The following is a 17479-nucleotide window of genomic DNA, read 5'->3' as shown; positions in this document are numbered from 1 at the left end:
ATCCGCCAATTACAAAGCAACCTAACTATTACGTTGACATTCGCTGCCTAGGCAGTAACATCTCGACATACATTCACTGCCTAGGCAGTTATTAGGTGAGCACATGAAGCATTTCACCCCAGACGAATTCAAGCATTGCCATCTCGGCCTGTTGCTCGGCCGTGCGGCCTTGCTCAAGGACAAGATCATCGACACCCACATGGAACCCCACGGCATCACTGCCGCGCAGTTCAAGGTGTTGATCATCATGGCCCAGTTCGGCGTCGATACCCCGGCCGAGCTGTGCCGGCACCTGTCGCTGGACAGCGGTTCGATGACCCGCATGCTCGACCGCCTGGAACAGAAAGGTTTCCTGATTCGCCAACGCAGCGAAGGCGATCGCCGTCAGGTGCAACTGAAACTCACCGAACAAGGCCAGCAACTGGCCGATCGCCTGCCGCACATCGGTGCCGACGCCATGAACGAACTGGCCGGCGCCGTGACCCCGGACGAGTTGAAAACCCTGGAATACATCCTCAAGAAAATTTTGCTGGCGGCCGGTGACCCGATCACCATCCAGCGGTTAGGTGAACACAATGAGCGGTAAAACCTTGCGCAGCAGCCTGACACTGGTGCTGTCGGCGATGATCCTCGCCGGTTGCGCCAACTACAGTGGCCTCGATACCCAAGGCGCCAGCCTCGATGCGAAAACCCTGAAGACCGGGCAATCGCTCAATGGCGTCACTCTGTCCCAGGCCGCGTGGCCGAAGAGCGACTGGTGGACCAGCCTCGGCGATCCGCAGCTTGACGGTCTGATTCGCGAAGCCCTGCACGACAGCCCGGACATGCAGATCGCCGACGCCCGCGCCCATCAGGCCAGCGCCGCCGCGTATGCCGCCGATGCCGAGCGCTACCCGACCCTCGACGCCAGCGCCGGCATTACGCGCTCGCGCCTGGCCAAGGATCAGGACCCGCGAGGGCAGGGCGACGCCTACGCCACTACGCGCAATATCAGCGCCGGCTTCAATTACAACTTCGACCTCTGGGGCGGTCAGCGTGACGCCTGGGAAGCCGCACTCGGCCAGGCTCGCGCGGCTGAAGTCGACCGTCAGGCCGCGCAACTGACCCTCGCCGCCGACGTGGCCCGGGCCTACAGCGATCTGGGTCAGGCGCACATCGTTTATGACCTGGCGACCGAAGATCTCAAGCGCACCAAGCAGATGCTCGATCTGAGCCAGCGCCGTTTGAGCTCCGGGATCGACAGCCAGTACCAGTTCCAGCAGACCCAAAGCCTGGAAGCCAGCTCCGAAGCCAGCCTGATCGACGCCGAAAAGCGCCTGAACAGTGCCAAAATCGCTCTGGCCGTGTTGCTCGGCAAAGGCCCGGATCGCGGCAACGAAATCGCCCGACCGAAAGTCCTGCAAGCCAGTGCCGTAGCGCTGCCGTCTGTTCTGCCGGCGGAACTGCTGGGTCGTCGCCCGGATCTGGTCGCCGCGCGCTGGCGTGTCGAGGCCGCGAGCAAGGACATCGACTCGGCCAAGACCCGCTTCTATCCCAACCTGAACCTTACGGCGTCCGCCGGTGCCGAATCGTTATTGGGTGACGCGATGTTCGGGTCCGCCAGCCGCTTCTTCAACATCGCTCCGACCATTTCGCTGCCGATCTTCGACGGTGGACGCTTGCGCGCCAACCTCGATGCACGCGACGCCGACTACGACCTGGCCGTGGCGCAGTACAACAAAAGCCTGGTGAAAGCCTTGGGCGATGTCAGCGACACGATCAACCAGTTGCGTGACATCGGCCGGCAGATCGGCGCCCAGCAGCACGCGACCGACATTGCCCAGGATTCTTACAACACCGTGGTCCAGCGTTACGGTTCCGGCATCGGCAACTACCTGGACGTGCTCAGCATCGAGCAGCAATTGCTGCAGGCCCAGCGTCAGCTGGCCAACCTGAATGCCGAGCAGATCGACCTGTCGATTCAACTGATGCAAGCGCTGGGTGGCGGCTTTCAGGGGCAAACCCTGACCACCGCCAACGCCAGCCCAGCCACCACGCACAACTAATTCAAGGTATTTGTCATGGCCACTGCCGAAAACACTCAAGCTCAAGACAACACCCCCGACACCGGCAATCCGCGCAAACGCAAAGTGATGCTGGTGGTGTTGGCCGTTGTGGTTGCCCTCGCCGGTGCCGGCGTCTGGGCGTATCACGAATTCGTCGGGCGCTGGAACGAAAGCACCGATGACGCCTACGTCAACGGCAACGTCGTTGAAATCACCCCTTTGGTGACCGGCACCGTGGTCAGCATTGGTGCTGACGACGGCGATCTGGTTCACGAAGGTCAGGTGCTGATCAACTTCGACCCGAACGACGCCGAAGTCGGTCTGCAAAGTGCCCAGGCCAAACTGGCGCGCACCGTGCGTCAGGTTCGCGGCCTGTACAGCAACGTTGACGGCATGAAAGCCCAGGTCAACGCGCAACAGGCTAACGTGCAGAAAGCCCAGGACAACTTCAATCGCCGGAAAAACCTCGCCGCCGGCGGCGCGATTTCCCAGGAAGAACTGTCCCACGCTCGCGACGACCTGACCTCGGCGCAAAACGCCCTGGCCAACGCCCAGCAGCAACTGAAAACCACCAGCGCACTGGTCGATGACACCGTGGTCTCGTCGCACCCGGACGTGATGTCGGCCGCTGCCGATCTGCGTCAGGCTTACCTGACCAACGCTCGCAGCACGCTGATCGCGCCGGTTACCGGTTACGTTGCCAAACGCACCGTGCAACTCGGCCAGCGCGTGCAGCCGGGCACCGCGCTGATGGCAGTGATTCCGCTGGATCAGCTGTGGATCGACGCCAACTTCAAGGAAACCCAGCTGCGTGACATGCGCATCGGTCAGCCGGTGGACATCGAATCCGACATCTACGGCAGCGACGTGAAATTCAGCGGCACCGTGGACAGCCTCGGTGCGGGCACCGGCAGCGCGTTCGCACTGTTGCCGGCGCAGAACGCCACCGGTAACTGGATCAAGATCGTGCAACGAGTACCGGTGCGGATTCACGTCAATGCCGAAGAACTGGCCAAGCACCCGCTGCGCGTCGGTCTGTCGACCAATGTCGAGGTCAACCTGCATGACCAGAGCGGCCCGGTACTGGCCCAGCAACCGCCGCAACAGGCCTCGTTCAGCACCAGCGTCTACGACCGCCAACTGGGTGAAGCCGACGCGATGATCGCGCAACTGATCCACGACAACAGCGCTGCGGTCAGCAAGACCGCGCAACGCTGATTCGCCAATCCTTTCGCCGCGCTCCCTGACGGGCGCGGCGCCTGCCCTCGCTCCAAAAAATTCAGCTCCAAAGGATTCGCGATGAGCAATAACGCCTCTTTTTCGCCGCCCAGCCTGTTGCTCAGCACCATCGGCCTGTCGCTGGCGACCTTCATGCAAGTGCTCGACACCACCATCGCCAACGTGGCGCTGCCGACCATTTCCGGCAACCTCGGCGTGAGTTCGGAGCAGGGCACCTGGGTCATTACCTCGTTTGCCGTGAGCAACGCCATCGCGCTGCCGCTCACCGGCTGGTTGAGCCGGCGTTTCGGCGAGGTGAAGCTGTTTCTCTGGGCCACCATGCTGTTTGTGCTGGCCTCGTTCCTCTGCGGTATTTCCACCTCGATGCCTGAACTGATCGGCTTCCGTGTCCTGCAAGGGCTGGTGGCAGGGCCGTTGTACCCGATGACCCAGACGCTGCTGATCGCGGTCTATCCGCCCGCCAGGCGCGGCATGGCCCTGGCGTTACTGGCGATGGTCACGGTAGTGGCGCCGATTGCCGGCCCGATTCTCGGTGGCTGGATCACCGACAGTTACAGCTGGCCGTGGATCTTCTTCATCAACGTGCCGATTGGCGTGTTCGCGGTGATGGTGGTGCGTTCGCAACTGGCGAAACGCCCGGTGGTCACCAGCCGTCAACCGATGGACTACGTCGGGCTAATCACGCTGATCATCGGCGTCGGTGCCCTGCAGGTGATCCTCGACAAGGGTAACGACCTGGACTGGTTCGAATCGAACTTCATCATCATCGGCGCGGCCATTTCCGTGATTGCGCTGGCGGTGTTCGTGATCTGGGAGATGACCGACCAGCATCCGGTGGTCAATCTGCGCCTGTTCGCCCACCGCAACTTCCGCATCGGCACGCTGGTGCTGGTGTTGGGTTACGCCGGGTTCTTCGGTATCAACCTGATCCTGCCGCAATGGTTGCAGACCCAGATGGGCTACACCGCGACCTGGGCCGGGCTGGCGGTGGCGCCGATCGGCATTTTGCCGGTGGTGTTGTCACCGTTTGTCGGCAAGTACGCGCACAAGTTCGATCTGCGACTGTTGGCCGGGCTGGCGTTCCTGGCGATCGGCCTGAGCTGCTTCATGCGCGCAGAGTTCACCAACGAGGTGGACTTCCAGCACATCGCACTGGTGCAACTGTTCATGGGCATTGGCGTGGCGCTGTTCTTCATGCCGACCTTGAGCATCCTGATGTCGGACCTGCCGCCAAGCCAGATTGCTGACGGCGCCGGTCTGGCGACGTTCCTGCGGACACTGGGCGGTAGCTTTGCAGCGTCGCTGACCACTTGGATCTGGATTCGCCGGGCGGATCAACATCATGCCTACATGAGTGAAAGCATCAGCACCTATGAGCCGGCGACTCGGGAAGCGCTGAACAATCTGGGCGGGGCGGGGAATCCGGCGTATGCGCAGCTTGATCATGTGCTGACGAGTCAGGCGTACATGCTCTCCACCGTGGATTACTTCACGCTGCTGGGGTGGGGGTTTATGGGGTTGATCTTGATTGTTTGGCTGGCGAAGCCGCCGTTTGCTGCCAAGGCAGGCCCGGCGGCCAGCGGTCACTGAGTCGGCGAGATCGTTCCCACGCTCTGCGTGGGAATGCAGCCCGGGACGCTCCGCATCCCATGCCGAAGCGGACGCGGAGCGTCCATTGAGGCATTCCCACGCAGAGCGTGGGAACGATCATCAAACGGTGGCAGGTGCGGGCAGTGAAGGCGGCGGCGCGAAGTCGAAAGGCGCCAACGCAAACCCATTCTCATCCACCTGCAACGCCCAGCCCTGTCGATCCCAATCCCCCAGCACAATCCGCTTCGCCGCCTGATCACCGATCTGCAACTTGTGGATGGCCGGTCGGTGGGTATGCCCGTGAATCAGGGTTTTCACCCCGTATTCCTGCATGATCCGCGGAATTTCCTCCGGCGTGACATCGACGATGTCGTTGGTCTTCATCCGCGTTTGCGCCCGGCTTTCACTGCGCAGCTTGCGCGCCAGTTTGTGGCGGGTGCGCAAGGGCAGGTTGCGCAGGATGAACAGGCTCAGCGGATTGCGCAGGTAGCGGCGCAGCTTCATATAGGCTTCGTCGCGGGTGCACAGGCTGTCGCCGTGCATCAGCAGCACCGGCTCGCCGTAAAACTGCACGACACTTGGATCCTTCAACAGCGTACAGCCGGCCTGTTTGCAGAAGGCCTTGCCGAGCATGAAGTCGCGATTGCCGTGCATCAGAAAAATGGCCGTGCCGCTGTCGCTGAGTTCGCGCAGGGCCTGGCAGATGGAACGCTGGAAGGGGGTCATGGCATCGTCGCCAATCCACGCCTCGAAAAAGTCGCCCAGAATGTACAACGCACTCGCCGAGCGGGCGCGTCCGGCGAGCAAATCCAGAAACGCCCGGGTAATGTCCGGGCGCTCCTCTTCCAGATGCAAGTCTGAAATCAGCAATATCACGCTTCGATGATCTCGGCTTTCTCGATGATCACGTCGTCGCTTGGTACGTCCTGGTGGCCAGCCTTGGAGCCGGTCGAGACTTTCTTGATGCTGTCGACAACATCAGTACCGGCGGTCACTTTACCGAATACCGCGTAGCCCCAGCCTTGAACGTTCTTGCCGCTGTGGTTCAGGAAGCTGTTGTCGGCCACGTTGATGAAGAACTGCGCGGAAGCCGAATGCGGCTCCATGGTGCGGGCCATGGCGATGGTGTACTTGTCGTTGGAAAGACCGTTGTCGGCTTCGTTCTGGATGCTTGGACGCTTGTCTTTCTTTTCCTTCATGCCTGGCTCGAAACCGCCGCCCTGGATCATGAAGTTACCGATGACACGGTGGAAAACGGTGTTTTCGTAGTGACCGGCTTTGACGTACTCGATGAAGTTGGCCACGGTGATCGGGGCCTTTTCAGCGTTCAGTTCGATGACGATGTCACCGTGGTTGGTGGTCAGTTTGACTTGAGTCATGGTCAGTACTCTTTATAAGGAATTCGTGGTTTTGGAGCCTCAGGCCCCGCAACCGGTTCAGCCTGCTTCGGCCAAGGTGCGCAGTTTAGCGTGACAGGCGCGAATTTCGAGGCTGTTTTTCAAATCCCTGCGATTAAATGCGCTCCTTTCTAAGGCCTGCTCTGTCAGCCCCTTGACAGCATCGGCTATGATAGCGGCTTTGTTTTGTCTGGCCCCTCTTTGCGGCCGCGCACATGTAAGTCAAGGATCCTAATGAGCAAGCCCACTGTCGACCCTACCTCGAATGCCAAGTCCGGCCCTGCCGTGCCGGTCAACTTCCTGCGGCCGATCATCCAGGCAGACCTGGACTCGGGCAAGCACACGCAGATCGTCACCCGTTTCCCGCCTGAGCCCAACGGCTACCTGCACATCGGCCACGCCAAGTCGATCTGCGTGAACTTCGGCCTGGCCCAGGAGTTCGGCGGCGTCACGCACCTGCGTTTCGACGACACCAACCCGGCCAAGGAAGACCAGGAATACATCGACGCGATCGAAAGCGACGTCAAATGGCTGGGCTTCGAATGGTCCGGCGAAGTGCGCTACGCCTCGCAATATTTCGACCAGTTGCACGACTGGGCCGTTGAACTGATCAAGGCCGGCAAGGCCTACGTCGACGACCTGACGCCTGAACAGGCCAAGGAATACCGCGGCAGCCTGACCGAGCCGGGCAAGAACAGCCCGTTCCGCGATCGTTCGGTCGAAGAGAACCTGGACTGGTTCGCCCGCATGCGCGCCGGTGAGTTCCCGGACGGTGCCCGCGTACTGCGCGCCAAGATCGACATGGCCTCGCCGAACATGAACCTGCGCGACCCGATCATGTACCGCATCCGCCACGCCCATCACCATCAGACCGGTGACAAGTGGTGCATCTACCCGAACTACGACTTCACCCACGGTCAGTCGGACGCCATCGAAGGCATCACCCACTCGATCTGCACCCTGGAGTTCGAGAGCCATCGTCCGCTGTACGAGTGGTTCCTCGACGCACTGCCGGTACCTGCGCACCCGCGTCAGTACGAATTCAGCCGTCTGAACCTCAACTACACCATCACCAGCAAGCGCAAGCTCAAGCAACTGGTCGATGAAAAGCACGTCAACGGCTGGGACGATCCGCGCATGTCCACGCTGTCGGGTTTCCGCCGCCGTGGCTACACCCCGGCGTCGATCCGCAGCTTCTGCGACATGATCGGCACCAACCGTTCCGACGGTGTGGTCGATTTCGGCATGCTCGAATTCAGCATCCGTCAGGATCTGGACGCGAACGCCCCGCGCGCCATGTGCGTGCTGCGTCCGTTGAAAGTCGTGATCACCAACTACCCGGAAGACCAGGTCGACAACCTCGAACTGCCGCGTCATCCGCAGAAAGAAGAACTCGGCGTGCGCAAGCTGCCGTTCGCCCGTGAAATCTACATCGACCGCGATGACTTCATGGAAGAGCCGCCAAAGGGCTACAAGCGTCTGGAGCCGAACGGCGAAGTGCGTCTGCGCGGCAGCTACGTGATCCGTGCCGACGAAGCAATCAAGGACGCCGACGGCAACATCGTCGAACTGCGTTGCTCGTACGATCCGGACACCCTGGGCAAGAACCCTGAAGGCCGCAAGGTCAAGGGCGTGATCCACTGGGTGCCGGCCGCTGCCAGCATCGAGTGCGAAGTGCGTCTGTACGATCGCCTGTTCCGTTCTCCGAACCCGGAGAAGGCCGAGGACAGCGCGAGTTTCCTGGACAACATCAACCCTGACTCACTGCAAGTGCTGACCGGTTGTCGTGCCGAGCCTTCGCTGGGCAACGCACAGCCGGAAGACCGTTTCCAGTTCGAGCGCGAAGGCTACTTCGTCGCGGATATCAAGGACTCGAAACCAGGTCAGCCGGTATTCAACCGTACCGTGACCCTGCGTGATTCGTGGGGCCAGTGATCAAGTCTTAAGGAACCATCGTGCTTTCGATCTACAACACGCTCACCAAGAGCAAAGAAGTCTTCAAGCCGCTGGATGGCAACAAGGTGCGCATGTACGTCTGCGGGATGACCGTGTACGACTACTGCCACCTGGGCCATGGCCGCAGCATGGTCGCGTTCGACCTGGTGACCCGCTGGTTGCGGTTCAGCGGTTATGACCTGACCTACGTGCGCAACATCACCGACATCGACGACAAGATCATCAACCGGGCCAACGAGAACGGCGAGTCGTTCGAAGCGTTGACCGAGCGCATGATCGCGGCGATGCACGAAGACGAAGCGCGCCTGAACATCAAGAAGCCGGACATGGAGCCGCGCGCCACGGATCACATCCCTGGCATGCACGCGATGATCCAGACCCTGATCGACAAGGGTTACGCCTACGCCCCGGGCAATGGCGACGTGTACTACCGCGTCGGCAAGTTCATGGGCTACGGCAAGCTCTCGCGCAAGAAGATCGAAGACCTGCGCATCGGTGCGCGGATCGAGGTCGACGAAGCGAAGGAAGATCCGCTGGACTTCGTGCTGTGGAAAGGCGTCAAGCCGGGCGAGCCAAGCTGGGAATCGCCGTGGGGCGCCGGGCGTCCGGGCTGGCACATCGAGTGCTCGGTGATGTCCACCTGCTGCCTGGGTGAGACCTTCGACATTCATGGCGGCGGCAGCGATCTCGAGTTCCCGCACCACGAAAACGAAATCGCCCAGAGCGAAGCGGCCACCGGCAAGACCTACGCCAACGCGTGGATGCATTGCGGCATGATCCGTATCAATGGCGAGAAGATGTCCAAGTCCTTGAACAACTTCTTCACCATTCGCGACGTGCTCGACAAGTACCACCCGGAAGTCGTGCGTTACCTGCTGGTGTCGAGCCATTACCGCAGCGCGATCAACTACTCGGAAGACAACCTCAAGGACGCCAAGGGCGCACTGGAGCGTTTCTACCACGCGTTGAAAGGCCTGCCGAACGTTGCTCCGGCTGGCGGCGAAGCGTTCGTCGAGCGTTTCACCACGGTGATGAACGACGACTTCGGCACGCCGGAAGCCTGCGCGGTGCTGTTCGAGATGGTGCGTGAGATCAACCGTCTGCGCGAGAGCGATCTCGATGCGGCGGCCGGTCTGGCGGCGCGCCTGAAAGAACTGGCCAGCGTGCTGGGTGTGTTGCAGCTCGAAGCCGATGACTTCCTGCAAGCCGGCGCCGAAGGGCGCGTGGATGCGGCTGAAGTCGACGCGCTGATCGCTGCGCGTCTGGCGGCACGTGCCGGTAAAGACTGGGCCGAATCCGACCGCATCCGCGACCAGCTCACCGCCATGGGCGTGGTGCTGGAAGACGGCAAGGGCGGCACGACCTGGCGTCTGGCTGACTGATTGTTGTGATTGCTACAAACAAAACCCGCCTTGTGCGGGTTTTTGTTTTTCTGCTGTTTGGGAGATTGATCGTTCCCACGCTCCGCGTGGGAATGCAACCCGGGACGCTCCGCGTCCCATGCCGAAGCGGACGCGGAGCGTCCATTGAGGCATTCCCACGCAGACGGTTCGACGCCTCGACGTGGGAACGATCTAACAATGCTCGCCTTGGTTGTCAAAATGAAAGCCTGTGATTGCTTTTGGTATTCGCATAGGTCTTGATAGCGCACGCGGCAGGACGCTCATCAGCGGCGAATCCGGAAGGGAGGAATCATGGCTAATCACTATCGCGAACTTGTATCTACACCCGGCGCCACCGGGCTGATCCTCGCGAGTTCTATTGCGCGATTGCCGCAGGCGATGATCGGCATTGGCATCATTACCATGCTGGTGCAGCAAACCGGTGTCTACTGGCTGGCCGGTGCAGTCGCCGGTACGTTTACCCTCGCCAATGCACTGATCGGCCCGTACATCTCGAAACTCGTCGATCAGCGTGGCCAAAGCCGTGTGCTGCCTGTCGTGACGACGTTCAGCATCGGCATGTTGCTGGCGCTGATCTTCGCCGTCCATATGAGGGCGCCGGCGGCATTGTTTTTTATCCTGGCTGCATTGGCGGGCACCATGCCGAGCATGCCGTCGATGATCAGGGCACGCTGGACGCAACTGTTCCGGGGCAAGCCGCAGCTGCACACGGCGTTCTCTCTGGATACGGTACTGACCGAACTCGCTTACATCGTCGGCCCACCCTTGGCGATCGGTTTGAGCGTGAGCTTCTTTGCCGAAGCCGGGCCGCTTGTCGCGGTCGGGCTGCTGGCCGTCGGGGTGACGGCGTTTCTCCTGCAGCGTCAGACCGAACCCAAGGTTGTTGTGGGCCATACTCGGCATACCGGTTCAACCCTGCTGATTCCCGGCGTTCCCACCATCGTACTGGCGCTGTTGGCGATGGGCGCAATCGGAGGCTCGATCGATGTCGCCGTTGTTGCCTTCGCCAATGCGCAAGGCTGGCCTGCCTCTGCGACCTTCATCCTCGCCGCCTATGCGTTCGGTTCACTGGTGGCGGGCCTGACGTTCGGTGCCTTGAGGGTTTCCCTGCCGATAGAAAAGCAGTTCTTTATCGGGATATTGGTCACGGCCATCACAGGCGTATTGCCGCTGTTCTCACCTGACGTTTATGTCCTCTCGGCGATGCTGTTTATCGCCGGCATATCGTTTGCGCCAACGATGGTCGTGGTCATGAAGCTGGGGACGATCATCATCCCGCCGTCGAGGATCACCGAAGGGCTGACATGGATGACCACTGGCATCAGCATCGGCGTCGCTCTGGGTGGCTTGCTCTCGGGTCTGATCATTGATGCCTATGGCGCTCGGGCAGGTTTCGGCGTCGCCATTTTCGCGGGGCTGGCGATGCTGATAGTGGTGCTGGTCGGGCTGCGTACATTGGGTGCCGTATCCGCCACGAGTGCTGAACCGGCCTGCCGGTAACGTGTGTTGTACGAAGGCACAAAAAACAAAACCCGCACCAGGCGGGTTTTGTTTTTTTGGCGGGCCTTAGCTCAACAGCCCGGTGCTGACCGCGACGATCAGGAAAATCCCGAGCACCGCGCGGTAAATCACGAAAGGCCAGGTGGAGAACTTCTCCAGAAAGCGCATCAGGCCCCAGATCGCGAAGAACGCCGAGATACTGGCAACCACCAGACCGAAAATCAGATGCGCCCAGGCTTGCGCCGGCAGTTGCGCATGGAACAACACCCACAACTCCTTCAAACCCGCCAGCGCGATGGCCGGCAGCCCGAGCAGGAAGGAGAAGCGTGCTGCTTCTTCACGTTTGAAATTGAGGAACAGCGCCGCCGTCAGCGTCGACCCGGAGCGCGAAACCCCAGGAATCAGCGCTCCGATTTGCGCAATGCCAACGATCAGCGCGTCGCGTAAACGCATTTCACCAACGGTGCGACGGTGGCGGCACGTGAGCTCGGCGATTGCCAGCAGAATCGCCATCACCACACAGGAAATCCCGATCACCATCAAACCGCGCAACGGCGAGTTGCAGGCGTTGAGCGTCGAGGACAAGGCCAGGCCTGCAATACCGATGGGAATGGTCGCCAGTACGATGGCCACCGCCAGGATGAACCACTGATTGTTGAAATCGCGCTGCCGCACAGCCTCGACACTGCCGCTGACAACCTGACTCACGTCTCGCCAGAAGTAACTGATGACCGCCGCCAGTGCGGCCATCTGCATGGCGGCGGAAAAGGCAGAGCCGGGATCCGGCCAGCCGAGCAAGGCCGGGACGATGCGCATGTGGGCGGTGGAGGAAACGGGCAATAACTCGGTGATGCCTTGAATGATGCCGAGGATGCCGATTTGCAGGTAATCGAGAGAGGCAAAGCCGGTATCAAGGCCGGTGGTGCAGATGTTGGTCAAAGAGCGTGTCCTGTGAGGGGCAGGAGGAGGGAGGTGTCTGGATCAAAGGTATGCAGCGATAAGCTGAAACATTTCGTCACAGTCTGGTCGGTGTGGTCAATGGGTGGGCTGGATGGTTTTTGATGGCCGCACTGGCGTCATTGCGGGCAGGCTCGCTCCCACAGGGGATTCGTGTCGTGGACGAAACCGCAGATGACGAAAATTTAATGTGGAAGCGACGATTTGACGTGCCTTCGGCCCACGATCACTCAGCCTGGCGCAAGCGCTTGTAGAGCGTATTGCGACTGACCCCCAACCGCCGCGCCAGATGGGAAATATTGCCGCCGGCCGCCTGCAACTCCCGATTCAACGCCTCACTGTCATTCAGATCGATCCCCAGGGGCTCTGGCGTATCCAGCGGCTCCATCTCCAGATCGACAAAGAAATCATCCGGCAGATGCTCAGGCCTTACCGGTTGCTCTTCGGCCATGGCCAGCGCGACTTGCATCACGCTGCTGACCTGACGCAGATTGCCCGGCCACGGGTGACGGTCGAACAATTCCAATACTTCGCGGCTCAGTCCTGCCCACTGCGTCGGTTCGCGATGCTGTTCCCACAGCCGCTTGAACAGCGCCTGCTTGTCACTGCGCTCGCGCAGCGGCGGCAACTCCAGGGTGAGGCCGCCGATGCGGTAGTACAAATCTTCGCGAAACCGCCCCAGTTGCACCTGTTCGCGCAATGAACGGTTGGTGGCGGAGATGATTCGCAGATCCACCGGGAACAATTCACTGCTGCCCACCGGTTGCACGCAACGCTCCTGCAGCACCCGCAGCAGGCGGGCCTGGGTTGGCAGCGGCATGTCGCCGATTTCGTCGAGGAACAGCGTGCCTTTGTCGGCCTTGCGAATCAGGCCGATGCTGCCTTTCTGGTTGGCACCGGTGAAGGCGCCTTTCTCGTAGCCGAACAGTTCGGACTCCACCAGTTCGGCGGGGATCGCTGCGCAGTTCACGGCGATGAATGCCTGTTTGCTGCGAGAGCTGGCCTGATGCAGGGCTTTGACGAACACTTCCTTGCCGACCCCGGTTTCACCGTGAATCAACAGCGGAATATCTTTCTCCAGCAGGCGTTCGGCCTGACGCACGGCTTTTTCCACGCGGCTGTCGCCGAAGTGCAGGGTGCTCAGGCTGATGGCCGTGGGGGCGGCCACTGTCGGTTCGGTGGCTTTGGCTTCAGCGAACACCCGCGCCTGAATCGGTGCCTGTTTAGGTCGTTTCAACAGGCACTGGAATCGGTTGCGGCCCGACGTCTGCAAGGAAAACGGCAAGCCGTCAGGCTGATTGAGCAATTCCAGTAGCGACACTTTGAACAGGCTTTCGACACTCACCCGCGACAAGCGCACACCCAACAGATTGTCGGCCCGGCGGTTGGCCGAAAGCACTTGGCCGCTCTCATCGAAAATCAGCAGACCCGCCCATTGACTGTCGAGGTTGTTTAGCCCGGTGTTGAAGGTCAGTTGAAAGTGCTGACCATGGAACAGGTTGAGGATCAGCCGGTTCTCCACGGTCTGGCTCATCATCTTGACCATGCCGAGGGTGTGCGAGGGCGGCAGATAGCTGTCGCTGGACACATCGAGCACGGCGATGACCTTGCGCTCGGCGTTGAAAATCGGTGCGGCGGAGCCGGTCATGAAACGGTTGGCCTTGAGGAAATGCTCATCGTGCTCGATGTGCACCGCCTGCTCGCAGGCCAGCGCCGTGCCGATCGCATTGGTGCCGCTTGAGCGTTCCATCCAGCTCGCGCCGGCCTGAAACCCCCGCGCCAGGTTCGGCTCGATAAAGCGTTGGGTGCCCCAGGACGTCAGGACCTGGCCCTGATTGTCGGCCAGCATGATCAGGCAGTTGGAATTGCTCAGGATGTTCTCGTAGTACGGCAGCACTTCCTGGTGGGTGGTCTGCACCAGCGAATGGTGACTGTCGAGCAACCGGGCGATGCCGGCGGAGGGCAACTGATCGAACGCCGGGACGCTTTGATGCTTGAGGCCGAAGGCGCGGCAACGGGACCAGGAGTCCTGAACGATGGCCTCGTGGGAAAGCGGCGGGACAGGTGCGGCCATGACAGTCAGCCTCTGAAAGCAGCGTTTTTATTATTGTTATGAGGCCCCTCGGGGCCCGAAAAGCATCGATAGAGTGTTGTTCACTATTGTTCATTGTCAATCGTTGAACTGTTCAAATGTGTTCAGCAATGAAGGTGGTTTACCCGCGTTTTCGGCGATTTTCGCGGCGAATCAACGGCTTGGGATTTCTGGCACGAATGTCGCTCTACTGCACACGTCGCTTGACTCCAATAATAAAAAGGCCGAGCCATGTCACTCACCCTGGAGCACGTCAGCCGCACCGTCGAGGGCCAGACCTGGATCGACGATGCGAGCCTGAAATTCGAACCTGGATCCTTCAACGTCCTGCTCGGGCGCACGCTGTCCGGCAAGACCAGCCTCATGCGCCTGATGGCCGGTCTGGACAAGCCCGACAGCGGCCGGATCCTGATGAACGGCGTCGATGTCACCCAACGCCCGGTGCGTCTGCGCAACGTGTCGATGGTCTATCAGCAGTTCATCAACTACCCGACCATGACGGTGTTCGAGAACATTGCCTCGCCGCTGCGCCAGGCCGGGATCTCCGATGAGCAGATCCAGAGCAAGGTGCAGGAAACCGCGAAGATGCTGCGCATCGAGAAGTTCCTGAAGCGCTATCCGCTGGAACTCTCCGGTGGCCAGCAACAGCGCACAGCCATGGCCCGGGCGCTGGTCAAGGATGCCGAGTTGATCCTGTTCGATGAGCCGCTGGTCAACCTCGACTACAAACTGCGCGAAGAACTGCGCCAGGAAATGCGCGAGCTGTTCAAGGCGCGCCACACCATCGCCATCTACGCCACCACCGAGCCCAACGAAGCGCTGGCGCTAGGTGGCACCACCACCATTCTTCACGAAGGTCGGGTGATCCAGAGCGGCCCGTCGACCGAGGTCTATCACCAGCCACAAACGGTGCTCGCCGCCGAATTGTTCTCCGAACCGCCGATCAACCTGATGCCGGGACGCATCGCCGGTAATGAAGTGAGTTTCGCCAACTTCGTGCACTTCCCGTTGAACGTCGATCTGCGCCCGGTGGGCGAAGGCGAGTTCCGTTTCGGTGTGCGTCCAAGCCATATCTCGCTGGTGCCGAGCAACGACGACGACCTGGAACTGGCGGTGACCGTCGAGGTGGCGGAGATCAGCGGTTCGGAAACCTTCCTGCACGTGCGCAACGAGCATTTCCTGCTGGTGCTGCACTTACCGGGCGTTCACGAATACGACGTCGATGCGCCGATCCGCATCTATATCCCGACCCATAAATTGTTTGTGTTCGATGCGCAGGGCCGTCTGGTGCAGGCACCGGGCCGGCGCGTCGCGAGGGTTGCCTGATGGCCGAAATCCGTTTGCAACACCTCGCCCACAGTTACACCAGCACTCCCGCCGGGCCCGAGGACTACGCGATCCGCGAGATGGATCACATCTGGGAGCAGGGCGGCGCCTATGCCTTGCTCGGGCCGTCGGGTTGCGGCAAGTCGACCTTGCTCAACATCATTTCCGGCCTGCTCAGCCCGTCTCAGGGGCACGTGCTGTTCGACGGCAAAGCGGTCAACGACCTGACCCCGGAGAAGCGCAACATCGCGCAGGTTTTCCAGTTTCCGGTGGTCTACGACACCATGACGGTGTTCGACAACCTGGCCTTCCCGCTGCGCAATCAGGGCATGGCCGAGGCGAAAGTCCACAGCAAGGTGCAGGAAATCGCCGAAGTCCTCGACCTGCAAAACCTGTTGAGCAAAAAGGCACGCAACCTCACCGCTGACGAAAAACAGAAAGTCTCCATGGGCCGTGGTCTGGTGCGCGACGACGTCTCGGCGATCCTCTTCGACGAGCCGCTGACAGTGATCGACCCGCACCTGAAATGGAAACTGCGGCGCAAGCTCAAGCAGATCCACGAGCAATTCAACATCACCATGGTCTACGTCACCCACGATCAACTGGAGGCCTCGACCTTCGCCGACAAGATCGCGGTGATGTACGGCGGCCAGATCGTCCAGTTCGGCACACCCCGGGAATTGTTCGAACGGCCGAGCCACACCTTTGTCGGCTACTTCATCGGTAGCCCCGGGATGAACCTGATCGAGGTGCAGCCGCAACCGGGCGGCGTCGGTTTCAACTCGACCCATCTGCCGCTGTCCGACGCGTTGCAACGGCATATCGAACATGGCCAGTGGAAAAACCTGAAGGTCGGCATCCGCCCCGAGTTCATTCATGTGTGGGACGAACCGTTTGATGACGCGATGCAGGCGCGGGTCGTACACGTCGAAGACCTCGGTACCTACAAGATCATGACCCTGGATCTGGACGGTGCACCGCTGAAAGTGCGCCTGGCCGAAGACAAACCGGTGCCGCAGGGCACGGCGTACATCAGTTTCCCGGCGCAGTGGCTGATGGTCTATGCCGATGAGTTCCTGCTCGAAGCCAGCGAAGAGGTGCAGCCATGAACAAGGTGCAGAACAACAAGGCCTGGTGGCTGGTGTTACCGGTGTTCCTGCTGGTGGCATTCAGTGCGGTGATCCCGATGATGACCGTGGTCAATTACTCGGTGCAGGACATTTTCGACCAGTCCAGCCGCTACTTCGTCGGCGCTGACTGGTACAAGCAAGTGCTGCTCGATCCGCGTCTGCACGACTCGTTGCTGCGCCAGTTCATCTATTCGGCGTGCGTGCTGCTGATCGAAATCCCCCTCGGGATCGCCATCGCCCTGACGATGCCGACCAAGGGTCGCTGGTCGTCGGTGGTGCTGATCGTGCTGGCGATTCCGTTGCTGATTCCATGGAACGTGGTCGGCACCATCTGGCAGATCTTCGGTCGTGCGGACATCGGCCTGTTGGGTTCGAGCCTCAACGCCATGGGTATCAGCTACAACTACGCGGCCAACACCATGGACGCCTGGGTCACGGTGTTGGTGATGGACGTGTGGCACTGGACCTCGCTGGTGGCGCTGCTGTGTTTCTCCGGGCTGCGGGCGATTCCTGATGTGTATTACCAGGCGGCGCGGATCGACCGGGCTTCGGCCTGGGCGGTGTTCCGGCACATCCAGTTGCCCAAGCTGAAAAGCGTGCTGCTGATCGCAGTGATGCTGCGCTTCATGGACAGTTTCATGATCTACACCGAGCCGTTCGTGCTCACCGGCGGCGGGCCGGGCAATGCCACGACCTTCTTGAGTCAGACGTTGACCCAAATGGCCGTGGGCCAATTCGACCTGGGGCCAGCGGCAGCCTTTTCGCTGGTGTACTTCCTGATCATCCTGCTGGTGTCCTGGCTGTTCTATACCGCCATGACCCACAGCGACGCCAACCGCTGAGG

Annotated in this window: 14 protein-coding genes; 10 read left to right on the top strand and 4 right to left on the bottom strand. The window is 60.7% G+C overall.

Features of this window, described 5'->3' with window-relative positions; all coding sequences use genetic code 11:
* The first annotated feature begins 103 nt into the window (after positions 1–103).
* The 4 genes from AC07N4_RS05715 to AC07N4_RS05700 all read left to right on the top strand — a co-directional run bounded on the left by AC07N4_RS05715 (position 104) and on the right by AC07N4_RS05700 (position 4874).
* Positions 104–586 carry a MarR family winged helix-turn-helix transcriptional regulator gene (locus AC07N4_RS05715; RefSeq protein WP_096822290.1) on the top strand — a complete coding sequence of 161 codons (483 nt, stop codon included), beginning with the start codon at positions 104–106 and terminating at the stop codon, positions 584–586.
* Positions 576–2045 carry an efflux transporter outer membrane subunit gene (locus AC07N4_RS05710; RefSeq protein ID WP_102621751.1) on the top strand — a complete coding sequence of 490 codons (1470 nt, stop codon included), beginning with the start codon at positions 576–578 and terminating at the stop codon, positions 2043–2045. The genes AC07N4_RS05715 and AC07N4_RS05710 overlap by 11 nt, the downstream gene beginning before the upstream one ends.
* 15 nt (positions 2046–2060) lie before the next feature.
* On the top strand, positions 2061–3263 hold the full coding sequence (locus tag AC07N4_RS05705; protein ID WP_096822288.1) for an HlyD family secretion protein: 1203 nt from the start codon (positions 2061–2063) through the stop codon (positions 3261–3263).
* Positions 3264–3344: 81 nt separating this feature from the next.
* A complete protein-coding gene (locus AC07N4_RS05700) occupies positions 3345–4874 on the top strand; it encodes a DHA2 family efflux MFS transporter permease subunit (RefSeq protein ID WP_096822287.1) in 1530 nt (509 codons plus the stop codon).
* Between the two features lie 120 nt (positions 4875–4994).
* Here the strand turns inward: AC07N4_RS05700 and lpxH are convergent, their stop codons facing one another.
* Positions 4995–5750: a UDP-2,3-diacylglucosamine diphosphatase gene (lpxH, locus tag AC07N4_RS05695; protein ID WP_493065143.1), complete on the bottom strand. Its 756-nt coding sequence runs from the start codon at positions 5748–5750 to the stop codon at positions 4995–4997.
* Positions 5747–6253, bottom strand: a complete 507-nt coding sequence (locus tag AC07N4_RS05690; protein ID WP_096822285.1) for a peptidylprolyl isomerase — start codon at positions 6251–6253, stop codon at positions 5747–5749. Before AC07N4_RS05690 ends, lpxH begins: the two co-directional genes overlap by 4 nt.
* Before the next feature lie 252 nt (positions 6254–6505).
* Between AC07N4_RS05690 and AC07N4_RS05685 the strand changes: the two genes are divergently transcribed.
* From AC07N4_RS05685 to AC07N4_RS05675, 3 genes are all read left to right on the top strand, one after another.
* Complete coding sequence (locus AC07N4_RS05685) at positions 6506–8206, top strand: glutamine--tRNA ligase/YqeY domain fusion protein (RefSeq protein ID WP_096822284.1); 1701 nt, start codon at positions 6506–6508, stop codon at positions 8204–8206.
* A 20-nt stretch (positions 8207–8226) separates the two neighbouring features.
* The gene (gene cysS, locus AC07N4_RS05680) at positions 8227–9609 is read left to right on the top strand and encodes a cysteine--tRNA ligase (RefSeq protein ID WP_096822283.1); all 1383 of its coding nucleotides are present in this window, start codon (positions 8227–8229) and stop codon (positions 9607–9609) included.
* Between the two features lie 312 nt (positions 9610–9921).
* Positions 9922–11130, top strand: a complete 1209-nt coding sequence (locus tag AC07N4_RS05675) for an MFS transporter (protein WP_493065142.1) — start codon at positions 9922–9924, stop codon at positions 11128–11130.
* Positions 11131–11196: 66 nt separating this feature from the next.
* Here the strand turns inward: AC07N4_RS05675 and AC07N4_RS05670 are convergent, their stop codons facing one another.
* Positions 11197–12069: an undecaprenyl-diphosphate phosphatase gene (locus AC07N4_RS05670; protein ID WP_493065141.1), complete on the bottom strand. Its 873-nt coding sequence runs from the start codon at positions 12067–12069 to the stop codon at positions 11197–11199.
* 244 nt (positions 12070–12313) lie between these two features.
* Positions 12314–14161, bottom strand: coding sequence for a sigma-54-dependent Fis family transcriptional regulator (locus tag AC07N4_RS05665; protein WP_192558415.1), 1848 nt, complete (start codon positions 14159–14161; stop codon positions 12314–12316).
* Between the two features lie 249 nt (positions 14162–14410).
* On the opposite strand from AC07N4_RS05665, the gene AC07N4_RS05660 reads away from it, so the two are divergent.
* From AC07N4_RS05660 to AC07N4_RS05650, 3 genes are read left to right on the top strand one after another with little or no spacing between them, the layout of a single operon-like run.
* Positions 14411–15505: an ABC transporter ATP-binding protein gene (locus tag AC07N4_RS05660; protein WP_493065140.1), complete on the top strand. Its 1095-nt coding sequence runs from the start codon at positions 14411–14413 to the stop codon at positions 15503–15505.
* Complete coding sequence (locus AC07N4_RS05655; protein WP_102622487.1) at positions 15505–16614, top strand: ABC transporter ATP-binding protein; 1110 nt, start codon at positions 15505–15507, stop codon at positions 16612–16614. The genes AC07N4_RS05660 and AC07N4_RS05655 overlap by 1 nt, the downstream gene beginning before the upstream one ends.
* The gene (locus AC07N4_RS05650; RefSeq protein WP_007981247.1) at positions 16611–17477 is read left to right on the top strand and encodes a carbohydrate ABC transporter permease; all 867 of its coding nucleotides are present in this window, start codon (positions 16611–16613) and stop codon (positions 17475–17477) included. Before AC07N4_RS05655 ends, AC07N4_RS05650 begins: the two co-directional genes overlap by 4 nt.
* The last annotated feature ends 2 nt before the right edge of the window (positions 17478–17479 follow it).

The organism is Pseudomonas sp. GW821-FHT09E04 (assembly GCF_059416185.1).
Note: the sequence above shows the minus strand (reverse complement) of the source record. Positions and strands in the feature narration are given on the sequence as shown.